This window comes from Brachybacterium sp. AOP42-C2-15 (genome assembly GCF_052377065.1).
Classification (GTDB): domain Bacteria; phylum Actinomycetota; class Actinomycetes; order Actinomycetales; family Dermabacteraceae; genus Brachybacterium.
In genome coordinates this window covers 98,252-118,806 of record NZ_JBQSWK010000013.1, presented here as the reverse complement: position 1 = coordinate 118,806, position 20,555 = coordinate 98,252, and the positions used below count along the sequence as shown (strand labels likewise).

Annotated in this window: 9 protein-coding genes; all 9 read left to right on the top strand. The window is 68.5% G+C overall.

The window, feature by feature from the left end; all coding sequences use genetic code 11:
* Positions 1-335 precede the first annotated feature (335 nt).
* The 9 genes from ACT3SQ_RS09405 to ACT3SQ_RS09365 all read left to right on the top strand — a co-directional run bounded on the left by ACT3SQ_RS09405 (position 336) and on the right by ACT3SQ_RS09365 (position 20,498).
* Positions 336-1,343: a polyprenyl synthetase family protein gene (locus ACT3SQ_RS09405; protein ID WP_441445619.1), complete on the top strand. Its 1,008-nt coding sequence runs from the start codon at positions 336-338 to the stop codon at positions 1,341-1,343.
* Positions 1,344-1,594: 251 nt separating this feature from the next.
* Positions 1,595-7,858 (top strand): Ig-like domain-containing protein, encoded by a 6,264-nt coding sequence (locus tag ACT3SQ_RS09400; RefSeq protein WP_444502649.1) that lies wholly within the window; start codon positions 1,595-1,597, stop codon positions 7,856-7,858.
* A gap of 51 nt (positions 7,859-7,909) precedes the next feature.
* Entirely contained in the window at positions 7,910-8,884 is a 975-nt protein-coding gene (locus ACT3SQ_RS09395) for an AAA family ATPase (RefSeq protein ID WP_441445617.1), read from the top strand.
* Between the two features lie 102 nt (positions 8,885-8,986).
* The gene (locus ACT3SQ_RS09390; RefSeq protein ID WP_441445616.1) at positions 8,987-10,453 is read left to right on the top strand and encodes a DUF58 domain-containing protein; all 1,467 of its coding nucleotides are present in this window, start codon (positions 8,987-8,989) and stop codon (positions 10,451-10,453) included.
* On the top strand, positions 10,450-12,960 hold the full coding sequence (locus tag ACT3SQ_RS09385; RefSeq protein WP_441445615.1) for a transglutaminase domain-containing protein: 2,511 nt from the start codon (positions 10,450-10,452) through the stop codon (positions 12,958-12,960). Before ACT3SQ_RS09390 ends, ACT3SQ_RS09385 begins: the two co-directional genes overlap by 4 nt.
* Positions 12,960-15,035, top strand: coding sequence for an RDD family protein (locus tag ACT3SQ_RS09380; RefSeq protein ID WP_441445614.1), 2,076 nt, complete (start codon positions 12,960-12,962; stop codon positions 15,033-15,035). Before ACT3SQ_RS09385 ends, ACT3SQ_RS09380 begins: the two co-directional genes overlap by 1 nt.
* Positions 15,032-15,913 (top strand): PP2C family protein-serine/threonine phosphatase, encoded by an 882-nt coding sequence (locus tag ACT3SQ_RS09375; RefSeq protein ID WP_441445613.1) that lies wholly within the window; start codon positions 15,032-15,034, stop codon positions 15,911-15,913. Before ACT3SQ_RS09380 ends, ACT3SQ_RS09375 begins: the two co-directional genes overlap by 4 nt.
* The gene (locus ACT3SQ_RS09370; RefSeq protein ID WP_444601073.1) at positions 15,913-18,858 is read left to right on the top strand and encodes an FHA domain-containing protein; all 2,946 of its coding nucleotides are present in this window, start codon (positions 15,913-15,915) and stop codon (positions 18,856-18,858) included. The genes ACT3SQ_RS09375 and ACT3SQ_RS09370 overlap by 1 nt, the downstream gene beginning before the upstream one ends.
* Positions 18,855-20,498, top strand: coding sequence for a protein kinase domain-containing protein (locus tag ACT3SQ_RS09365; RefSeq protein WP_441445611.1), 1,644 nt, complete (start codon positions 18,855-18,857; stop codon positions 20,496-20,498). Before ACT3SQ_RS09370 ends, ACT3SQ_RS09365 begins: the two co-directional genes overlap by 4 nt.
* Positions 20,499-20,555: the final 57 nt, after the last annotated feature.

Here is a 20,555-nt window from a genome sequence, read left to right as displayed (position 1 = left end):
TAAAGGGTTTCGCTCCTCCCACTCCTTTTTTCATGCCGAAAACAGGGTTCCGGTTTTCATGCGCGAAGTCAGGGTTCTTGCCGAGGGGCGTGCAGGGCTGGTGACCAGCGATGTCGTCGCCAGCGCTGAAGCGGGACGTCGACGTGGCACGGCGTTCTCCCGCTCACCTCAGGACCAACAGTGCGGTTCGGCGCGTCTGTCCCCGGTAGACTCGGTTGTCGGGTCCGCGCAGCCATCCGTTGCTGGTTCCCGAGCTCGTGGCCTCGTCGTCTCGAGCATCCCGCAGTTCATGTCCCGGGAGCGCCGCCGGCGCCCCGCTGAGTTCCAGGAGAGCCATGCCGTCCACGTTGCCGGGAGTTCCCGACATCGATGAGCAGCTCGCGAGCAACATCGTCGAGCGCCTCGGAGCCATCGAGGAGCGGCTGCGTGACTCCGTGGCCACGTCCGACGACATGGTCCGCTGGACCAGCCGTCACCTGATGGATGCCGGAGGCAAGCGCGTGCGTCCCATGCTGGTGCTGCTTGCGGCATCGCTCGGTGACCTCGACGCTGAGGGGGTGCTCGACGCTGCAGTCCTGGTCGAGCTCACGCATCTGGCGAGTCTTTACCATGATGACGTGATGGACTCGGCGCCCACCCGCCGTGGTGCGGAGAGCGCGCATTCGCTCTGGGGCAACAACGTCGCGATCCTCACCGGGGACTTCCTCTTCGCTCGTGCGAGTGCGCTCAGCGCCCGGATCGGGACCGAGGCTGTCCGCCTCCACTCGGAGACCTTCGAGAGGCTGTGCCTGGGACAGCTCCATGAGACCGTCGGGCCGAAGGAGGACGAGGATCCCTTCGCCCACTACATCTCGGTCCTCGCCGATAAGACCGCCTCGCTTCTCGCCCTCGCGGGAAGCCTCGGGGCGTCCCTGGCAGGGGGACCCGCTGGCTCAGCCGACGTCATGCGGCGGTACGGGGAGAAGGTCGGAGTCGCCTTCCAGCTCGCGGACGATGTGCTCGATCTCGAGAGCGACGCCGCCACCAGCGGGAAGACCCCCGGCATCGATCTGCGTGAGGGAGTGCCGACGATGCCTACCCTGCTGGTTCGACGCCGCGCTGCGGCGCAGCAGGACGCCCATAGCCTGGACCTCGTGGCACGGCTCGACGGTGACCTCAGCTCAGATGCCGCGCTGGATGAGCTCGTCGCAATGCTCCGGGCCGATCCTGCGCTCGAGGAGACGCGCGCGCTCGCGCAGCGCACTGCCGATGAGGCGGTGGAGATTCTCGCCGAGCTGCCGGAGAGCGACGTCCGTGCCGCGCTGACGACGTTCACCCGGACCCTGGTGGAGCGCGCACGCTGACTCCCGGGCGGACCGGGGCGGCTGCCCAGCTCCGTCCCGGTCTCCACACCGTTTCGTGATCAGGCGCTCGTGGTGCTCATGCGCTGCTGCGGGTACCCTGGGCAGGTCGCGCGCGCGGAAGTATCAGCTCCGGGGAGCATTCTCTGAGCGAGTGCTGGGCACCACTTGCGGGCGCGTTGAGAATCGGAACATGCGCTGGGGGTACGTCCATGTCTGACACCGCTGGATCCAAGCGACGCCGGGGGAGGCGCGTGACGGTCGCGTCCTCGGCCATGATCGCTGTGGTCGCGCTGGTGCTGACCGGGTTCGCGCTGCGCTATCCGGGTCTTTCCTCGTCTGATGTCCAGGTCTCCAATGGCGGGGTCTGGGTCTCGAACCAGGACAGCGGGCTCATCGGCCGGCTCAATGTGGATGCCGGTGAGCTCGATGCACGACTGATGTCCACCGGTCAGGACCTCGACATCATCCAGTCGGGGTATCACGTCTTCGAGACGGGCGCCCGGGGGTTCACCCCGATCAACACTGCGTCCGTGGTTCGCAACGGCCTCGTCGAGCTGCCCGCAGGTTCCACGGTGAAGATCGGTGGGGATCGCGTCGTGATCGCTGCGCCGGACGGGCGCGTCTGGATCCTGACCCCCGAAGAGGCCGCGGCATTCAGCCCCGCCGCAGTAGATCCGGTGCTCGAAACCGGCAAGGAGGCGCCGCCGGTCGCCGTCTCCGAGAATGGTGTCGTGTATGTGCTCAACGGCTCCGAGCTGCTGAGGTATGCGAAGACCTCGCCGACCCAGGACACGACGGCGGACAAACCGATCGAACTCGCTGATGTCTCCAGCAATTCGGATCTGCTCCAGCTCACGGTGGTCGGCGACGAGCCGGTGGTCCTGGACAAGGAGAAGCGCCTGCTCCGGGTGGGAGCCGACGCCAACGAATACGACCTCACCGACGACGGAGTCTCCACCCTGGAGTTCGCCGAGCTCCAGCAGGCAGGCCCCGCCTCCGACAACTTCGTGCTCGCCACCCGCGATGCGCTCTTCGTGATCCCCTTCGACGGTGGCAAGGCCACGAAGCAGGCCGCCGGCGGCACGGGGAGCACCGTGGTCCCACCCGCCCAGGTCCAGGGATGCGCCTACGGGGCCTGGGGTGGCTCGAACCGTTATGTGCGGCTGTGTGCAGGGGAGGAGCCGATCGCCGAGAGCATCCCCGAGGCGGACAGCGCCGCCGATCTCACGCTGCGCGTCAACCGCGACCTGGTGGTCCTCAACGACCAGAAGTTCGGATTGTCCTGGGAGATCATGGACAACATGGAGGTGGTGGACAACTGGGTCGTGACCCAGGAGATCCAGACCAACGAGTCCGAGGAGAAGGAGAAGGAGACTCTCACCACCACGATCACGAACATCGCCGCAGAGCGCGATCAGGAGAATCGCCCGCCGACCGCCAATGAGGACCGGTACGGTGTGCGGCCCGGCAAGAGCGTGGTCCTGCCGGTGACCCGCAACGACACTGATCCGGACGGGGACATCCTGTCCGTGCGCGTCGAAGGCGAGCAGCCCGGCATCGGCACTGTCACTCCGATCCGAGGCGGAACTCAGCTCCAGATCCAGGTGGACGAGGACGCCTCCGGCAGCGCCACGTTCACCTACCAGGCGAATGACGGCCGCGGTGGCACCGATACCGCAACTGTCACTCTGGACGTGCGCGCCGACGGCGACAACGAGGGTCCCAGGCCCGCGGACGAGATGATCACCAAGGTCCAGGTCCGCTCCGGTGAAGAGATCAGCTTCAACATCAGCCCGTACTGGGAGGATCCGGACGGCGACGCCTTCTATCTCGCCAATGCCACCGTCCCACCAGAGGACCTCGTGACCTTCCGTCCCGATGGCCTGGTCACCTTCAACGATGCCGGACTCGCCCCTGGAACCAAGCAGATCGAGGTCAGCTTCCGGGACGAGCATGGCAAGCAGGGGGAGGGCACCGTCGAGATCGAGTCGGTGACCGAGACCGACCTGGCGCCCATCACCACCGCGGACCACGCCACGATCGTGGCGGGTCGCACCACGACCATCAAGCCGCTGCTGAACGATCTGAACCCCAACGGCGGCAATCTCGAGCTGCTCAGCGTGAGCGAAGTCGACGGGCTCGAGATCGACCCGGTCCTCGAGGCGGGGACCATCAACGTCCAGGCGAGCGTGCCGGGCGCCTACTACCTCGAGTACACGGTGGCGGCGAGCGGCGCGAGCACCGTCTCGCTGGGACTCGTGAGGGTCGATGTCATCGAGCCCGAGGCGGAGAATCTCGCCCCGGTCGCGGTCGATGACATGGGCACGGTGACCACTGGGACGGACACCCTGCTGGACCCGTTGGAGAATGACGTGGACCCCACCGGCGGGGTGCTGGTCGTCAACTCGATCGACGTGCCTGAGGGCAGTGGCCTGAAGGCCACCATCGTGAACCACCACCTGATCCGAGTCGAGGCGGCGCCGGGTGCGATGGTCTCGGCGGAGCCGGTCCCTGTGACCTACGAGGTGGCGAACTCGGCCGGCGTCACCACCGGCACCGCCCGGGTGATGGTCGCCAGCACCGATACCCAGTTCGCGAACCCCGTGGCCGTCCCGGACCGGGCCGTGGTCCGTGCCGGCGACATGGTCAACATCAACGTGACCGGCAACGACATCTCGCCGACCGGCGCTGATCTCCATCTCGCGCAGGAGATGGACACCTCTCGCGCCGATGAGCTGGGGCACACCGAACCCCACCAGGACCAGGTTCGCTTCCGGGCGAACGATGACGCCACCGGTGAGGCCGTGGTCCAGTACCAGGTGATCGACGAGACCGGCCGCACCGGCTCAGCGCTCGCCTACATCACGATCGTCCCGCGCGATGCCGACAACACCGCGCCGAAGCCGGACAACCTCACGGCGCGCACCGTCGCGGGTACGCCGGTGCGGATCCCCGTTCAGACCACCGGAATCGATCCCGAGGGCGACTCCGTGATGCTCACCGGCGTCACCAGCCCGATGCCCACGCTGGGAGAGATCGTCAGCGCGAACGGCGAGTGGATCGAATACCTTCCCCACGACGGCTCCGTCGGCACCGATCGCTTCCGCTACCAGGTGATGGACCGCCACGGCGCGATCGGCACCGCCGAGGTGCTGGTCGGGGTGGCCGCACCGAACGATCGCAACCAGGCACCCTATGCGGTCGACGACACCGTGGAGGTCCGGCCGGATCGCGAAGTCCAGATCCCGGTGCTCGCCAACGACACCGACCCTGAAGGCGACCTGTTGGCCGTAGTGCGCGGTGACGTCGAGGCGATGACCGAGATCCAGCAGCACGCTCCGCCTGAGGATGCCGACGACGGCTACCTCACCGTCACCACCCCTTCCGAGCCCGGCACCCACACCGTGCTCTACTCCGCGACGGATGGACAGCTGAAGAGTTCGGCGACCGCGACCATCAAGGTGGCGAGCAATGCGCCGCAGCTTTCGCCGGTGGCGCGGGATGACTTCGTCCCGGTCGAGGACGTCATGGACCCCGAGATGGACTTCGTGGACGTCGAGGTGCTCGCCAACGACTCCGATCCCGATGGCAGCACCAAGGACCTCACCGTCGAGCTCGACGAACCGACCGGCGGTGTCGAGCTGCTCGATGAGGAGGGCACCGTCCGGATCCTCCCGCAGGAAGAGCAGCAGCGCATCCGGTACACCATCACCGATGTCGACGAGCTCGCCTCTGCCGGATACATCTGGGTGCCCGGCACCGCGAAGCAGGCTCCCGTCTGGGTGGGGCAGCCCCTCCAGGTGCAGGTCGGCTCCGAGGTGAGCGTCGATCTCGCGGATCCGAGCAACGTCCGGGTGCGCCCCGGCGCCGAGCCAGCACGCATCACCGATCTGAGCCTGGTCTCCGCACAGCACAGCGACGGTGGAGAGCTCGTCTCGGGCGAATCCACTCTCGTGTACCGGCCGGCCGCGGACTTCTCGGGCAACGACACCATCACGGTCGAGGTCACCGACGGTGCGGTGGGCGACCCCACGGCTGCCGTCGCGACCCTCGCGATCCCGGTCCAGGTCGCTCCCGAGGAGACCAACCTTCCACCGACCCTGCAGGGCGCGGTGCTCGAGATCGAACAGGGAGGTGCGCAGTCGTCCATCGATCTGGCCGCTGGCGCTGAGGATCCCGAGAACGAGGAGCTGACCTACGCCCTGGGTGATCTCACGCCGACCCCCGAGATCACGGTAGGGCTCGAGGGCTCGACTCTGACCGCCTCCGCGACCACGAAGTCGCCCAAGGGCGAGATCCTGGAAGTGCCGGTCACCGTCACCGACGGGACCAACCCGCCGGTCTCAGCGACCGTGCAGATCACCGTCGGCGGCTCACAGCGACCGCTGATCTCGGCGACCCTCGACGAGGCCACCATCGATGCCGGGCGCTCGGAGTCGATCCCCGTGCTCGAGAACGACTCGAACCCCTTCCCCGGCGGTGAACGGGAGATCGTCAGTGCGGCACTGGTCTCCGGTGACGGCGAGGTCTCGCTCGATGGCGACGACGTCGTGATCACGCCGGATCCGGACTTCCATGGATTCCTCAATGCCAGCTATACGGTCATGGACGACACCGGTGACCCTGATCGACAGGTCAGTGGCGAGATCCGGGTCACCGTGCTGGGCAAGCCTGAGGCCCCCTCCGCGCCTCGCATCGGCGAGGTCGGGGACGGGTTCGTCGAGCTGAACTTCACCGCTGGCGCTGACAACGGCTCGCCGATCACCGGGTACAAGGTCTCCACGGCAAGCGGTCCCGCGGTGACCAAGGACTGCCCGTCCACCTCGTGCACCATCACCGGTCTGGCCAATGACACCGAGTACTCCTTCCAGGTCGTCGCGGTGAACGACGTCGGGGATTCCGACCCCTCGGCCGCCTCGCCCATCGCGCGGCCCGATGTCCGCCCCGAGAAGCCCGCCGCCCCCTCGGTCGAACGCGGCGACGAGCAGCTGACCCTGTCCTGGACCGCACCGGTCAACCGGGGCTCCGCGATCCAGAGATACAAGGTGCAGATCCACAACACCTCGACGAACGAGATCGCGCCTCGGGACATCGAGGCGGGGAGCACCCAGAGCGTCTTCACCGACCTGGACAACGGGGTGAAGTATCGCTTCCGCATCCAAGCCTTCAACCTGGCCGAAGAGCCTTCGGACTGGTCCGGCTGGTCGAAGCCCGAACACCCTGCTGGCAAGCCCGCCACCCCGAGCGGTACCCCGGTGGCTGAGCGCGTGAGCGATGCGCGGCAGCAGGGCGGCGGGGGCGGGATCACCGTCACCTGGCCGAAGATGACCAAGAAGGAGTCCAACGGCGAGCCGATCACGCAGTACATCGTCACCGCCTCCTCAGGGGAGAGCCAGACGGTGGACCACACCAAGACCTCCGCAACTTTCCTCCAGCTGGATGCGGACACTGCACATTCCTTCACCTACACCGGTGTGAACTCGGTGGGCAAGGGAGTGGGTGCGTCGAAGCCCTCGAACTCCGTCACCCCATGGTCGAAGCCCGCCGCCCCGACCGGGGTCAGAGCGACGATGCCCAGTGAGGGCACCGGCGCCGGACCCAACGGCCGGGCGACGGTTCACTGGCAGGCGGCGGACGGCAACGGCACCACCGTCACCAAATACGTGGTGCGCTGGAACGGTGGCTCGAAGACGGTCAACGCACCGGCCACCAGTGCGGACATCTCCGGACTCGGGACCAGCGGAACCACGTACAGGTTCAGCGTCGAGGCGCGCAACGGCTTCGAGGCCAACGGCGGTGTCAGCGATCCTTCCGGGGAGTCAAACGCGGTGCGGCCGTACACGACACCGGACAAACCGAGCGCAGCCACTATCTCGACCGCCAAGTGCACCGGCGCGAACAACTGCCCCGTGACGTACAAGGCCTCCGCCGGCGGCGATGACGGCGGGGCCGGGAACAAGACGCTCCAGGTCCGTATCGACGGTGGTGGCTGGCAGGACTCGGGCACCTCCTACTCCAAGACGATCCAGGCCAAGTCCGCCTCCTCGCATTCGATCGAGGCACGTGTGGTGACGAAGCCGAAGAACGCCGACGGCTCCACGGCCACCATGACCTCCGGCACCGTGAAGGACTCGAAGAAGGCCCAGACCTACACCCCGCCCCCCGCGCCGAAGATCAGCGGTGAGAACGGGTACGGCGATGCGACCGGGGAGGATGGGTGCAACAACGGATGGTGCTACTACCTCGACTTCACAGTGTCGGGTCTCGCCCCGAACACGACCTACGAGTACTGCATCAAGGCCGATGGCGTCATCGGTGGGAACTGCTGGTACCCAACCACGGACGGCGCCACCCCGACGATCGGGACCTTCACGACGAACTCTTCCGGTGCATGGGACCTCCGCGACAGCGGGCATAAGCCGTACTGGGGTCACCCGTACACCGACCTCTGGGTCTGGGTCAGGATCGACGGTCAGACCGCCGACTCCAATAAGGTCCAGATCCGCTCGAGCTGAGATCCCCGCCTCACGACATCCGCCCTCTTCCCGAAAGCAGAATTTCTCCTCATGAGCATGACCCCCGAACAGGCCCGCTGGTTCGCCGAGACGTTCGACAAACTCGTCCAGAGCATCGGCCAGGCCGTCCTCGGCAAGAACGAAGTGGTCCGACTGGTGCTCACCGCGATGATGGCCCCTGGGCATGTGCTGCTCGAGGACGCGCCGGGCACCGGGAAGACCTCGCTGGCCCGCTCGATCGCCGCGACCGTGCAGGGCACCAGCACCCGCATCCAGTTCACCCCTGACCTGCTGCCCTCCGACGTCACCGGTGTGACGATCTACGACCAGAACACCAAGGCCTTCGAGTTCCACAAAGGACCGGTGTTCGCGAACATCGTCCTCGCCGACGAGATCAACCGCGCCTCGCCGAAGACCCAGTCGGCGATGCTCGAGGTGATGGAGGAGGCCCGGGTCACAGTCGACGGTGTCACCCACGAGGTCGGCAACCCGTTCATGGTGATCGCCACCCAGAACCCCATCGAGCAGGCCGGCACCTACCGCCTCCCCGAGGCGCAGCTGGACCGGTTCCTGATGAAGACCTCCATCGGCTACCCCGACCACGCCTCCAGCGTGCAGATCCTGCAGGGCTCCGCGCTGCGCGACCGCAGCAGCCAGCTCAGCCCGCGCATCTCCCTCCAGGCCGTCAACGACATGACCCAGCTGGCCTCCACCGTGCATGTGGACCCGGCGGTCCTCGAGTACGTCTCCCGACTGATGGAGGAGACCCGCCTCGCGCCGGAGGTGCGCGTCGGCGTCTCCATCCGTGGCGCCCTGGCGCTGATGCGCGCGGTGAAGGTGTGGGCTGCGGTCAATGGCCGCCACTATGTGATCCCGGATGACGTCAAGCACCTGGTCGAGCACGTCTGGCTGCACCGCTTCGTGCTCGACCCCGAGGCAGAGTTCTCGGGCACCACCGCCAAGAGCGTCATGACCAAGATCCTCAGCGAGGTGGCGCCGCCGCAGGCGCGACAGCAGTCGGCATGAGTACCGATCGTCGACGAACTGCGAGGGACGAGCGGGAGGAGATGAGCGCATGAGTGCTGTTCGTCGACGAACTGCGAGGGACGAGCGGGAGGAGATGAACACATGAGTTCAGAGACCTCACTTCCCACCGACGCCGCAGACGCAAAAGCCGCCAAGGCCCAGGCGAAGAAGCGGCGCAGCGCCGTTAAGTCGGAGGCCAGGGCGAAGGCCCGCTCCACCCGGAAGCAGACGCGCGCCGCGAAGCGTACGCAGAATGCTCCCGGGTCGGTGTCCGAAGCTCCTGGGTCGGTGTCCGGCGGGCCGGGTGCCGCACAGCCGGGCCGATCAGCCGGGCAGCCAGGCTCAGAGGCCGAGCAGAGCACCGGGCTGGCCGGTCTCCGCGACCGCGCGGTGGAACTCTGGATTCGACGGATCCACCCCGTGCTCGATGTCATCTCCCCGATCGGGTGGGCCGTGTTCGGTGCCGCCGCGGCCTGCTGGTTCATCGGCCTGACCCTCCACATCACCGAGCTGAACGTGATCGCGTTCGCGCTCACCGTGCCGCTGGTGATCGCGGCGCTGTTCGTGCTGGGCCGTGCCTCGTACAAGGTCACCCTCGATCTGCAGACCCACCGCGTGGTGGTCGGTACCCGCGCCGTCGGCAGGGTGGAGGTCGCCAACCCGACCCAGCGGGTGATCCTGCCCTCGCGCATCGAGCTGGCGGTCGGCTCCGCCACCGCGCAGTTCATGGTGCCGAAACTCGACGCAGGTGCCGAGCACGAGGAGCTGTTCGCCGTGCCCACCAAGCGTCGCGCCGTCCTGGTCGTCGGCCCGGTGCGCTCGGTGCGCGATGACCCGCTCTCGCTGATGCGCCGCCAGGTCACCTGGGCGAAGGAGCAGGAGCTGTTCGTCCACCCGCGCACCGTGCGCCTCGACGAGGCGGCCAGCGGGTTCCTGCGCGACCTCGAGGGCACCCCCTCCTCGGACCTCTCCAGCTCCGACATCGCCTTCCATGCGCTGCGCGACTACGCTCCGGGCGATGACCGGCGGCACGTCCACTGGCGCACCACTGCCCGCACCGGGAAGCTCATGGTCCGTCAGTTCGAGGAAACCCGGCGCTCGCATGTGGTGGTCGCGCTGGACAATCTCGCCGAGCACTACGCGAGCGACGACGAGTTCGAACTGGCAGTCTCCGTAGCGGCCTCGATCTCGGGCCAGACCTTCCGGGAGGAGAAGGAGCTGACTCCCTTCACCTTCGACGAGCGTCAGAACACGGGGACCCTCCGGCAGATGATGGACGACTACACCGTCATCGAGCAGTTCAAGGAGCGGGCCTCGTTCCATGAGCTTGGCCAGAAGGCCGCCGATCTCGCCCCTAACGCCTCCGCGGTGATGATGGTCGTCGGCTCCCACACCACGGCGCGCGAGCTGAACTCCGCCGCCAACCAGCTTCCGATCGGAGTGATGGCAGTGGCGATCCGCTGCGTGGATGATGCCGACGTGAAACGCTCGGCGATCGGCAGCCTGGACGTGGTCACGCTGGGATCGCTGGACACCCTCGCGCGAGCCTTGCGGGCGGTGGGTCGATGAGCACGACCACCACCGCGCCCAGGCGGGCGCCGAGCTACTTCTCGAGCATCCCGCACCGCCGTCGGGCACTGGACCTCGCAGCCCTGGGCGCGCTGTTCATCCTCGCGATCCTCGGCTTCCACCACGTCTACGGCGGCATCCAGTACCTGCTCACCGGGATCATGGCGCTGGTGTTCGGCACCCTGATCGCGCTGATCGGAGCGCGGTGGCGCTGGGGACCGCTGCGGATCACCCCTCTCGTGCTGGTGACGTACTTCCTGTTCGGGCCGATGTTCGCCGCCCCGACCCGTGCGCTCTGGGGTGTCCTGCCCAGCCCCGGTGCTCTGTGGGAGCTGATCAAGGCTCCGGTGACCAGCTGGAAGTCGGTGCTGACGGTGGCACCTCCGGTGGGCGTCGCCCAGGGAGTGCTGGGTGTGGTGTGGATCAGCACTCTGCTGCTGTCGCTGCTGGCCATGTCGATCGTGATGAGGTCTCGGCTGTACGTGCTGGCCTGGCTGTTCCCCTTACTGCTGGTGGGCGTGACGATCATCTTCGGCACCGACCAGTCATTCGCGGCGGTCCTCCGAGGGGTGCTCTACGCGACCATCTCCATCGCCTGGCTGACCTGGCGGTTCGAGGCCGCGAGGCTTTCCAACGCCCAGTCCACGATCATCTCGGACACGGTGAGGCCGGGCTCGTGGAAGAACCCGGTGCTGCGGCGCCGTGTGATCGGCGGCGCACTGATCATGGCGCTCGCCGGCGGTGGCGCGGTCGCCGCGCACTCCCTGCTGGATCCGCCTCCGGGCACCATCCGCTATGCGGCGCGAGACAAGATCAGCCCGCCCTTCGACCCGCAGCAGTATGTCTCTCCGCTCACGGAGTTCCGCGGCTACCTCAAGCATCAGCGCAAGGAGGAGCTGTTCACGATCTCCGGTGTCAGCAGCGGTGAGCAGATCCGGCTGGCCACCATGGACTACTACGACCTGCAGGTCTACAACGTCGCCAGCAGCGAGGCCAAGGATGGCCCCTCCGGGGCGTTCTTGCGCACCGCGCCGGGGGTCGACCTCCGCGCCGGCACCGGGCAGGAGCGGGTGTCGTCGGTGACCATCGGCGCCTATTCCGGCGTGTGGCTGCCCACCGCCGGCGCGCAGACCAACCGCATCGACCTCGCAGAGATGACCTCCGAGCGGTCGAGCGTGACCTCCGAGAACCTCTTCCTCAACCAGCAGTCCCAGACGGCGGTGAACGCACGTGGGGTGAGGCCCGGTGACACCTATGAGCTCTCCTACGAGCCCTATGCGGAGCCCACGGCCGAGCAGCAGCGCACCGCCAAGTTCGCACAGATCGAACTGCCCGAGAACGCGCCGATGGATGTGCTGCGGCCGCTGGCCGAGGAAGCGGCGGGGTCGTCGGACTCCGACTTCGAACGGTTCCAGAACCTGACCAGGACGGTGAAGAAGGACGCCTTCTACTCGCATGGTCTCGATGAGGATGCGGCGTCCCTCTCCGGCCATGGCGCGAGCCGCCTGCTGGCGATGCTCGAGGAGGTCGGCTTCGATGAGAACACCCCGGATGCGCAGCCGGAGGGTCGCATCGGCGACGAGGAGCAGTTCGCGGCGCTGACCGCGGTGATGGCCCGCTCGATCGATATCCCCGCCCGCGTGGTGATGGGATTCGAGGTCCCTCCCGGCCAGGAGGGAACCGTCGCGATCACCGGCGACAACGTCACAGCCTGGGTCGAGGTCGCCTTCGAAGACATCGGATGGGTGCGCTTCGATCCCGCCCCGGACGAGGAGGACGACCCCACCGAACCTGAGCCCAAGGAGGTGGAGGAGCCTCTGCCCCAGGTGGCGCAGCCGCCGCCGCCTCCGGCTGAGCCGCCCAGCCCGCCGCCGGGCGCGATGAGCGACGACAGCGAGAAGGATGAAGAGCCGCCGGAGCCGACCACCTCGTGGGTCGTCTACCTCGGCCTGGGTCTGATCCCCGTGGCGCTGCTGCTGATCGCTGTGCTCGCCGTGATCATCGCCAAGACGGTGCGGCGAGGACGCCGCCGCACCCGGGGCCCGTTGCCGACGCGCATCGATGGGGGCTGGCAGGAGATCCTCGACCTGTTGACCGACCTCGGCCAGAAGCCGGACCCCCTGATGACCCGTGCCGAGACCGCGGCGCGGCTCCAGGCAGACATCCCGGCGATGGGAGCGCTGACTCTCGCCGGCCGTGCAGACCGCGCAGTCTTCGGACCTGACGATCTCCCCGAAGCTGCGGCCGAGGAGTACTGGAGTGATGTCATGACGGCGCGGCGTAGCATGTCCGCTGCGGTGCCGTGGCACAAGAGGCTGCGGGCAGCGCTCTCACTGCGCTCCTTCCGCCGGCGGTCCGCGGACCGCCGCACCGAGAACAAGCGCCTCCGAGTGAATGCTCGGGCCCGGGACAAAGCGCTGCGCCGCTCCGAAGCGATGCGCCGACGCCGGTCTTCGCTCCGCGAAGGCACCAGGAGGACGAGATCGTCGAAGAAGGGCAGAGCGTGATGAACCAGACGCGATACTGCAGCACCTGCGGGACTCTGCTGTCCGAGGGCGCGGTGATCTGCGGAGAGTGCGGTGCGCGCTATCAGGCCTCGCCCTATGAGCGCCGGGCGACCGATACTCCCGGGGCCTGGGCGCAGGCGCCACGGTCACGGGCGCGGGACCTCGGTGCGGACGCCGCCCAGGCTCCGGAGGAGGAGGGGATCGAGCTGGTCTCCAGGGAGTCTCTCCTGCCGAAGAACCCGGGTGCGACGGCACTGCGCACTCAGGAACAGTACGATCAGATGATGGTGACCCAGCCCGCGATGAATCAGACCGGACCGGGCCCCGCGCCCGGCATGCTGAACGGACCGGGGTCTCCGGCTCCGGCGCCGAGTGCACCCGGGGGAGAGCCGATGGAGCCGCCGCTGGACGGATGTGTCCCCGGCTCGCTGCTGCGACGATTCCTGGCCGCGCTGGTGGACTCGGTGATCGGCACCCTGGTGGCGGTGCCGCTCACCCTCGGCATGATCCTCATCCTGACCTCCGACACCATCGGCCTGCTCCCGCAGATCCTGGTCGGGGTGGGCGTGGCGCTTCCCGTCGCGTACACGGTGCTGATGATCTGGCTGGCCGGGTCGAAGGGATTCACCCTCGGCAAGCTGATCCTCGGACTGAGGATCACGAAGGACGGCGCAGGCGGGCCGATCGGCTTCGTGCGTGCACTGGGCCGCTGGGCGCTGTACGGGATCATCCCGCTGATCATGGCGCTGTCGATCTTCATCGACCCGAAGAAGCATCTGCGCGGCTTCCACGATCGGGTGATCGGCTCCGTCGTCGTGGACATCAAGGCAGGTCGCAACCCGCTGCAGCCTCGTCCCGACGATTTCGAGCGCGAGAGCGCGGCTCACTACCTCGGCGCCCCCTCGGTCGCGGTCTCCACGCACCCGAACCTGCTCTCCGAGCCGGGGACGGCGTGGAGCGGTCCCTCTGACTCGGCACCGGCTCAGCCCGTCACCGGCGGCTGGGACGGGAGCCAGCAGATGGCACCGAGCCCGTATGCGCCGCCCGCGTCGAGCAGCTCCGCACCGGAGGCACCGATGTCGACGGGTTGGGCCGCTCCGCCGCCCACGCGGGAACCTGTCGCGCAGCAGCCGGGCGGCGAAGGTGGCTGGGCACCGCCTCCGGTCGACCCTGTGCCGCAGCAGAGCTGGGACCAGAACGCTTCTGCACCGCGGCAGCAGAGCGCGGAGCAGGTCGCCCCGGCGCCGCAGCAGGCACCGTGGGACCAGCCGGCGCCGCAGCAGGCGCCGCGGGACCAGCCTGCCGTGCAGCAGGACTGGAGCCGGCAGGACGGGACTTCACAGCCCCAGCAGCAGCCACAGCACTGGGGCCAGCCCGCCCCGCAGCAGTCGGCGGCGCCGGCCCCGTACCAGGACCCGAATGCCGCCGGAACTGCAGGATGGGCTCCGCCCGCCCCTCAGGGCCAGCCCTCCGCACCTGGGGCGAACTCCGCCCTGGACTCCGGAGCGCAGCCCTCCTACGGTGCTCCGACGCCTTACGCGGCACAGGAGCAGGAGAACTCCGCGCCGCAGGCTGGCGCCGCAGGCTGGGGACCCGCCAGCACGAATCAGGAACCTGTCGGGACGCCCGGCGAACTCACCGGAGACGCGTGGGACGCAGGGATCGACGAGCAGACCCGCCTGTCCGAACCGGACGACTCGCTCGGCGATCTCGAACAGACCCGTCTCTCCGCAGTGAAGCTGCCGGCGGTGAAGAAGCTGCGGCTGACGGCCGACGACGGCACCGACCGCCTTGTCGAGAAGGCCGTGGTGATCGGACGCAACCCCTCCGCTTCGGGGGAGGAGGTGCTGTTCGTGCTGAAGGACGACACGCGCTCCGTCTCCAAGACGCATCTGCGGATCGACGGGACCGGGGAGGAGATCACGGTCACCGATCTGGGCTCGACCAACGGCTCCACCATCCTGCGTGAGGACGGCTCCCGGGAGAACCTGGTCCCGAACGCGCCCACGGTCCTTCCCACCGGTGCACAGCTGACCCTCGGGGACCGGACCCTGTCCGTGGAGAGGGAGCAGTGATCGACCGCTCCCTCTCGGACCCGGATCTCACAGGAACGATCCGGGTCATCTCCGCCGCCGCCACCCACGTCGGCCATGTGCGGGCCACCAATGAGGACAGCATCCTCAACGTGTCACCGATCTACCTGGTCGCTGACGGCATGGGCGGGCACAATGCCGGTGAGGTCGCCAGCGCGATCGCGGTCGAGGAGTTCGAGAAGCTCACGATTCAGGAGAACGTCACCGTCGAGCAGCTGGGGGAAGCGCTGCGCTCCGCAGCCACGCGGATCGGCGAGCTCGGCGGCGAGTCCACCCTGGGCGCCGGGACCACAGTCGCAGGGGTCGCGACGATGGTGCTGGACGGAGTCGGCTACTGGGTCGTGCTCAATCTCGGGGACTCCCGCGTGTACCGCCTCTCAGGAGACGTCTTCGAGCAGGTCAGCGTGGACCATTCGGTGGTCCAGGAGCTGATGGACCGGGGCGAGCTCACCCCTGCCCAGGCGAAGGTCCACCCCTACCGTCACATGGTCACCCGGGCCCTCGGCGCCGGGCCCGAGTCCGATCCGGACTACTGGCTGATCCCCGCAGAGGTGGGGGATCGGATGCTGATCTGCTCCGATGGGCTGACCGGCGAGATCGACGACGCCGCCATCGAGCAGCTGCTGCGCCGTCCGACGGACGTGCGCACCCTCAGCCATGAGCTGGTGGGCCGTGCGCTCGATGCCGGTGGTCACGACAACGTCAGCGTGGTCCTGGTCGAAGCCGTCGAGGTGGTGGGCCAGCCCCTGATCACCGAGAGCACAGCCGGCAGCTCGAGCTCCGCAGATCGGGAGGACGAGTTCGAGATCGATGAGGACACGCTCCCGCGAGCGCTCCGCGATGGTGGCGGAGAGGTCTGATGAACGAGGAGAAGGGTGTAGGAGCCGAGGACCTGCTCGGGAGAGGGACCTGGGTGCGGCAGGGCCCGGCCACGCTGGTGATCCGGAACAACGCCTGGGTGGTGCTGGTCCCCGGGCTGCGCAAGCAGGTCACGGAAGCGGCATGGGAGCTGCTCGACGGCTCTCCCGACCCGGAAGGGTTCCTCGATGCTCTGGTGGAGACCGGGGGGATCGAGAGCGCGGAGAAGCTCTCCGCGCTGCTGTTCGGCTTCCATGACGGCACCACCGGCACGTTCGGAGTGAAGGGCACGACGCCGATCGCCGTCTACACCCCCGAAGGATCCCAACAGATCGCGGGCTCGGACGAGGAGCCCTTCGTCCTGAGGACCGTCGAGGGCGTGCGTCGCACCGCGTTCGGAGATCTCCCTGCCGAGCAATCCCTCGGGGCACCTCGGCTGAGTTCGGGGGTGATCCCGGTGCGGGGATTCGTGCACGTGACGGAAGACCCTGCAGAGCTGGGAGATGCCGAGCGGGCCGAACTCGCCGAGCAGGTGGAGAAGGACGGCCGGTCGATCGAGAGCCCGGAGGCGAAGAAGCGCCGCGCCGCACGCCCGACTCCTGCCCCGAAGCCTGCCGGGAGCAGCGCTGCCGCCCCTCTGGTGAGGCCCGCGACAGCCACCCGCAAGCCGGGGGAGATGCCGCCCACCATCTCCCGAGGGGGAACACGCGGAGGCTCGACCCGGCCCGCCGCCTCCGAGACCGCGTCCGCCGGACCGAATATGTTCGCGGGCCTCTTCGGGAACAGCTCTGCGACCCCGAAGCCGGCGGCTCAGGCTGAAGCACCAGCACCAGCACCAGCACCAGCACCAGCACCAGCACCAGCACCAGCACCAGCACCAGCACCTACACCAGCACCAGCACCCGCACCGGCGGCGGTGCCTGCTGCGGAACCGGCAGCACCCGTACCCGCTGGGCAGCAGACTTCGGCTCCCTCTCCTGCCGTCGACGGCGCGCCGTCCTCGGAGCCCGCCCCGGCTGCGGCAGAACCCAAGCCTGCAACGCCTGTGAAGCGGCGATTGGTCAGCACCTCTCTGTTCGACCGCGGCCGTCGATCCTCCACCGCGGCACCTTCCGCTCAGGCGACCACGGCACCCGCACCGAATGGTGAGAGCACACCCGCTGGTGGGACCCCCTCTTCCTTGCAGCCCGCGGCAGCCGCGGCGGAAACGCCCGGGCCGGCAGGCGCGAGCTCCGCTGCCTCGACGCCCCCGGTCGAGCAGTCGGTGAGCACGGCAGCGCCGGCCGCGCCTGCCACCGCGACACGTCACTCGCCCGCGACCGCAGCACCCGTCACGTCGGCCTCCGTACCGACCCCTGACCCTCCGCCCGAGGATGAGTTCGAGTCACCTCCGACTCAGATCGCGCCGATCGATGACGACGACCTGGGCGACCAGGGCGATCAGGGCGACGAGAATGCTCCGACGCCTCCGCCGAGGCGGGCATCACGGCACGCTGCCGCTCCAGGGCCCGTCGCGAGCGAGCTCGAGAACACCGGGGCCTACGACGATCTCTTCGGCAAGACCGTGTTCCGGCGCATCGAGGACGCCGCCGTCCGGCGCAGCGAGGACGAGGACGACGCAGAGGATTCAGAAGAGCAGCCGGCCGCGGAGCGGACAGCCGCATCGGCATCGGCAACGGGATCAGTGCCGGCCGCTCCACCTGCCGAGACCACGTCAGCTGCCCCGGTCTCCCCGGCCTCGGCGCCTGAGCCGCTGCCGGCGGAACCCGCCACCGGCGGAGAGTTCATCGACTGGGTGCCGGGGGTCGGGCGCACGGCTCCGGAGATCGCACAGACCGCAGCGCGGCGCGCCTCAGAGGTTCCACCTCCGCAGCCGGCCTATCCGCAGGTCCAGATGGCGGAACGGCCATCCCCTCCGAACTCCGCTCCCCGCTCGGCAGCCGTCGGGCCGCCCATGGCGCCGGGCATGCCGTACGGACGCCCGATGAGCACCGGGGACGCCGGCCAGCACGTCGGATACCCGACGCCTGCCGGGCAGCCGCAGCCCTATGCGAACGGCCCTGCGAACCCGGGAGCTGCGGGACACCAGGTCGGGTTCCTCGGACCTGTGATGAGCGGCTCTGCGAACCCCGGCCATCCCGCACCGCCTGCACAGCAACACCGCGGCGCCTCCCCGGCACCGCAGCGACCCGCGCCGCCCCAGGGTGCCCATCCCGGTGCCGCCGGGTCTGCCGGAGGTGCCGTGCCGAACCGCTATCCACCGCAGGCCTCCTCTGCGAGCAGCGGGTATCCGCAGGCCGGGAGCTCGGCTCAGGCGCCGGGCGCTCCCTACCCTGGCGGGCCGATGCCGGGTCGGCATGCCAGCGCGCCCCACCCTGTAGCGCCCGCCGGCACTCCGGTGACTCCCACACCGCGTCCAGGGCCGGCTCCGCAGCCCGGATCCGGAACAGCGGCCCCTGCGGGCGTGCCGGGGCACGTCGTGGGCGGCGGTGTGACCCTGACCGGGATGGTGTGTCCGAACGGCCACGCGAACTCCCCGGAGCGCGCTGCGTGCCGGGCCTGCGGTGCACCGCTGCAGGGGCAGCCTCGCACCGTCGTGCGCCCGCCGTTGGGAGCCGTCGCCGTCTCCGGCGGCGGTCGTTTCGTGCTCGACCGCACGGCGATCATCGGTCGGCGTCCTCGCGCTTCTCGCGTCAGCGGTCATGAAGTGCCGCAGCTGATCACCGTGCCCAGCCCGCAGCAGGACATCTCCCGGTCGCACCTCGAGCTGCGGCTCGAGGGCTGGCATGTGGTGGCGCTCGATCTGGGCACCACCAACGGCACCACGCTGTATCGAGAGGGTTACGAGCCGGTCCGGCTGCGTTCACGGGAGGGTGTGGTCCTCCATGATGGAGACCATCTGGATCTGGGGGATGACGTGCATCTGAAGTTCGGGGAACGGCTATGAGCTCCAGGCCCCCCTCTGCGCCGCCCCGGCTGCCCGGTTACGAGTACGAGCAGCTGCTGGGCTCCGGCGGCTTCGCCGATGTCTTCCTGTACCGCCAGTTCCGCCCCCAGCGGCGGGTGGCGATCAAGGTGCTCCTCTCGAACGTGCTCGACGAATCGGTACGGCGGCAGTTCGACGGCGAGGCCAATGTGATGGCCCAGATGTCGACGCATCCGTCGATCGTCACGATCCACCAGGCGGAGGTCTCCGAGGACCACCGCCCGTACATCGTCATGGAGTACTGCCCGCGGTCCAACTACGGCGTGCGTTTCCGCAAGGAGCGGATCACCGTCGCCGAGGCACTGCGGGTGGGCGTTCAGATTGCGGGGGCAGTGGAGACGGCGCATCGCGCCGGAATCCTCCACCGCGACATCAAGCCCGCGAACATCCTGGTCACCGACTACAACCGCCCGGCGCTGACGGACTTCGGGATCTCGATCGCCGCAGGCCAGGGCGATGACGTCGAAGACTCCCAGGGAATGTCGATCCCGTGGTCCCCGCCGGAGTTCTTCGCCGACCCGCCCCGCGCCGACGTGCGCTCGGACGTGTTCTCCCTGGCTGCGACCGTGTACTCGCTGCTGGCCGGGCAGACTCCCTTCGAGCACCGCGGGCGGCGCAACACCGCCTCGGATCTCATCCATCGCATCTCGAGCGAGCCGCTGCAGCCACTGACCCGCCCTGATGTGCCGGCAGAACTGAACCGGGTCCTCTCGATCGCGATGGCCAAGGAGCAGGCGGGCCGGTATGACACGGCTCTCGCCTTCGGCCGTGGGCTGCAGCAGGTGGAGCTCTCCCTCTCCCTGCCGGTCACCCAGATGGACGTGCTCGACGACCGGAGCACCGCGGCCGCGCACAGTGCCGAGGACGACGAGCTCGACATGCACACTCGGATCCGCAAGGTTGCCACCGTGGACCCGGAGTCGGTCAGCACCACCGGCCCTGGGAGCCGGCGCAGGCTCGATCCCTACGCCGGCATCGCCCCCGCGATCGGCGCCCCGGCCGCGCCCGGATTCGGTGCCCCGGCAACCTCTGCGACGGATGATTCCGTCGAGTCGACCCTGCTGCGCCCGATCGGTGCGCGTCCCGCGGGTGCCTCTGCGCACTCGCCGCTGCCCGCGCCCGGCTACGCCGAGCACGAGGAGGAGCCCGCGAAGGCGCCGGCCTGGCCTTTCGTGGTGTTGGCGGCGGTGCTGATCGTGGTGCTCGGCGTGGGTGCCACCCTCGGAGTGCGCTACTTCCTGATCCCCGAGCCGGAACCCATTCCCAGTACGGACATCAACGTCGCGGCTCCGCCGCAGGATCCGCTGGAGCCGCCGACGGACATCAAGTTCACGCCCATCGCAGCGGGGAGCACTGGTGCGCCCGGTCTGGTACAGGTCAGCTGGGAACCGCCGGCCGGGGTCACGAAGGATGAGCACTACGTGGTCCAGTGGAAGGACATGCCGGACAACTACGAGCGCTACCAGCAGCAGCACGAGGTCCACGGCCTGAACTCGGTCGTCCTGGAGATCCCACCACAGCAGCCTGCCCCCTGTGTCCAGGTGCAGACGGTCAATCCCAACGGCAATTCGAGCCCCCCGGGAGAGAGCTGTTATGAGTAGGCGAGACAGGTACGGTGCAACCATGACGAACAGTCGTGATGACAGAGGGGACGGCTG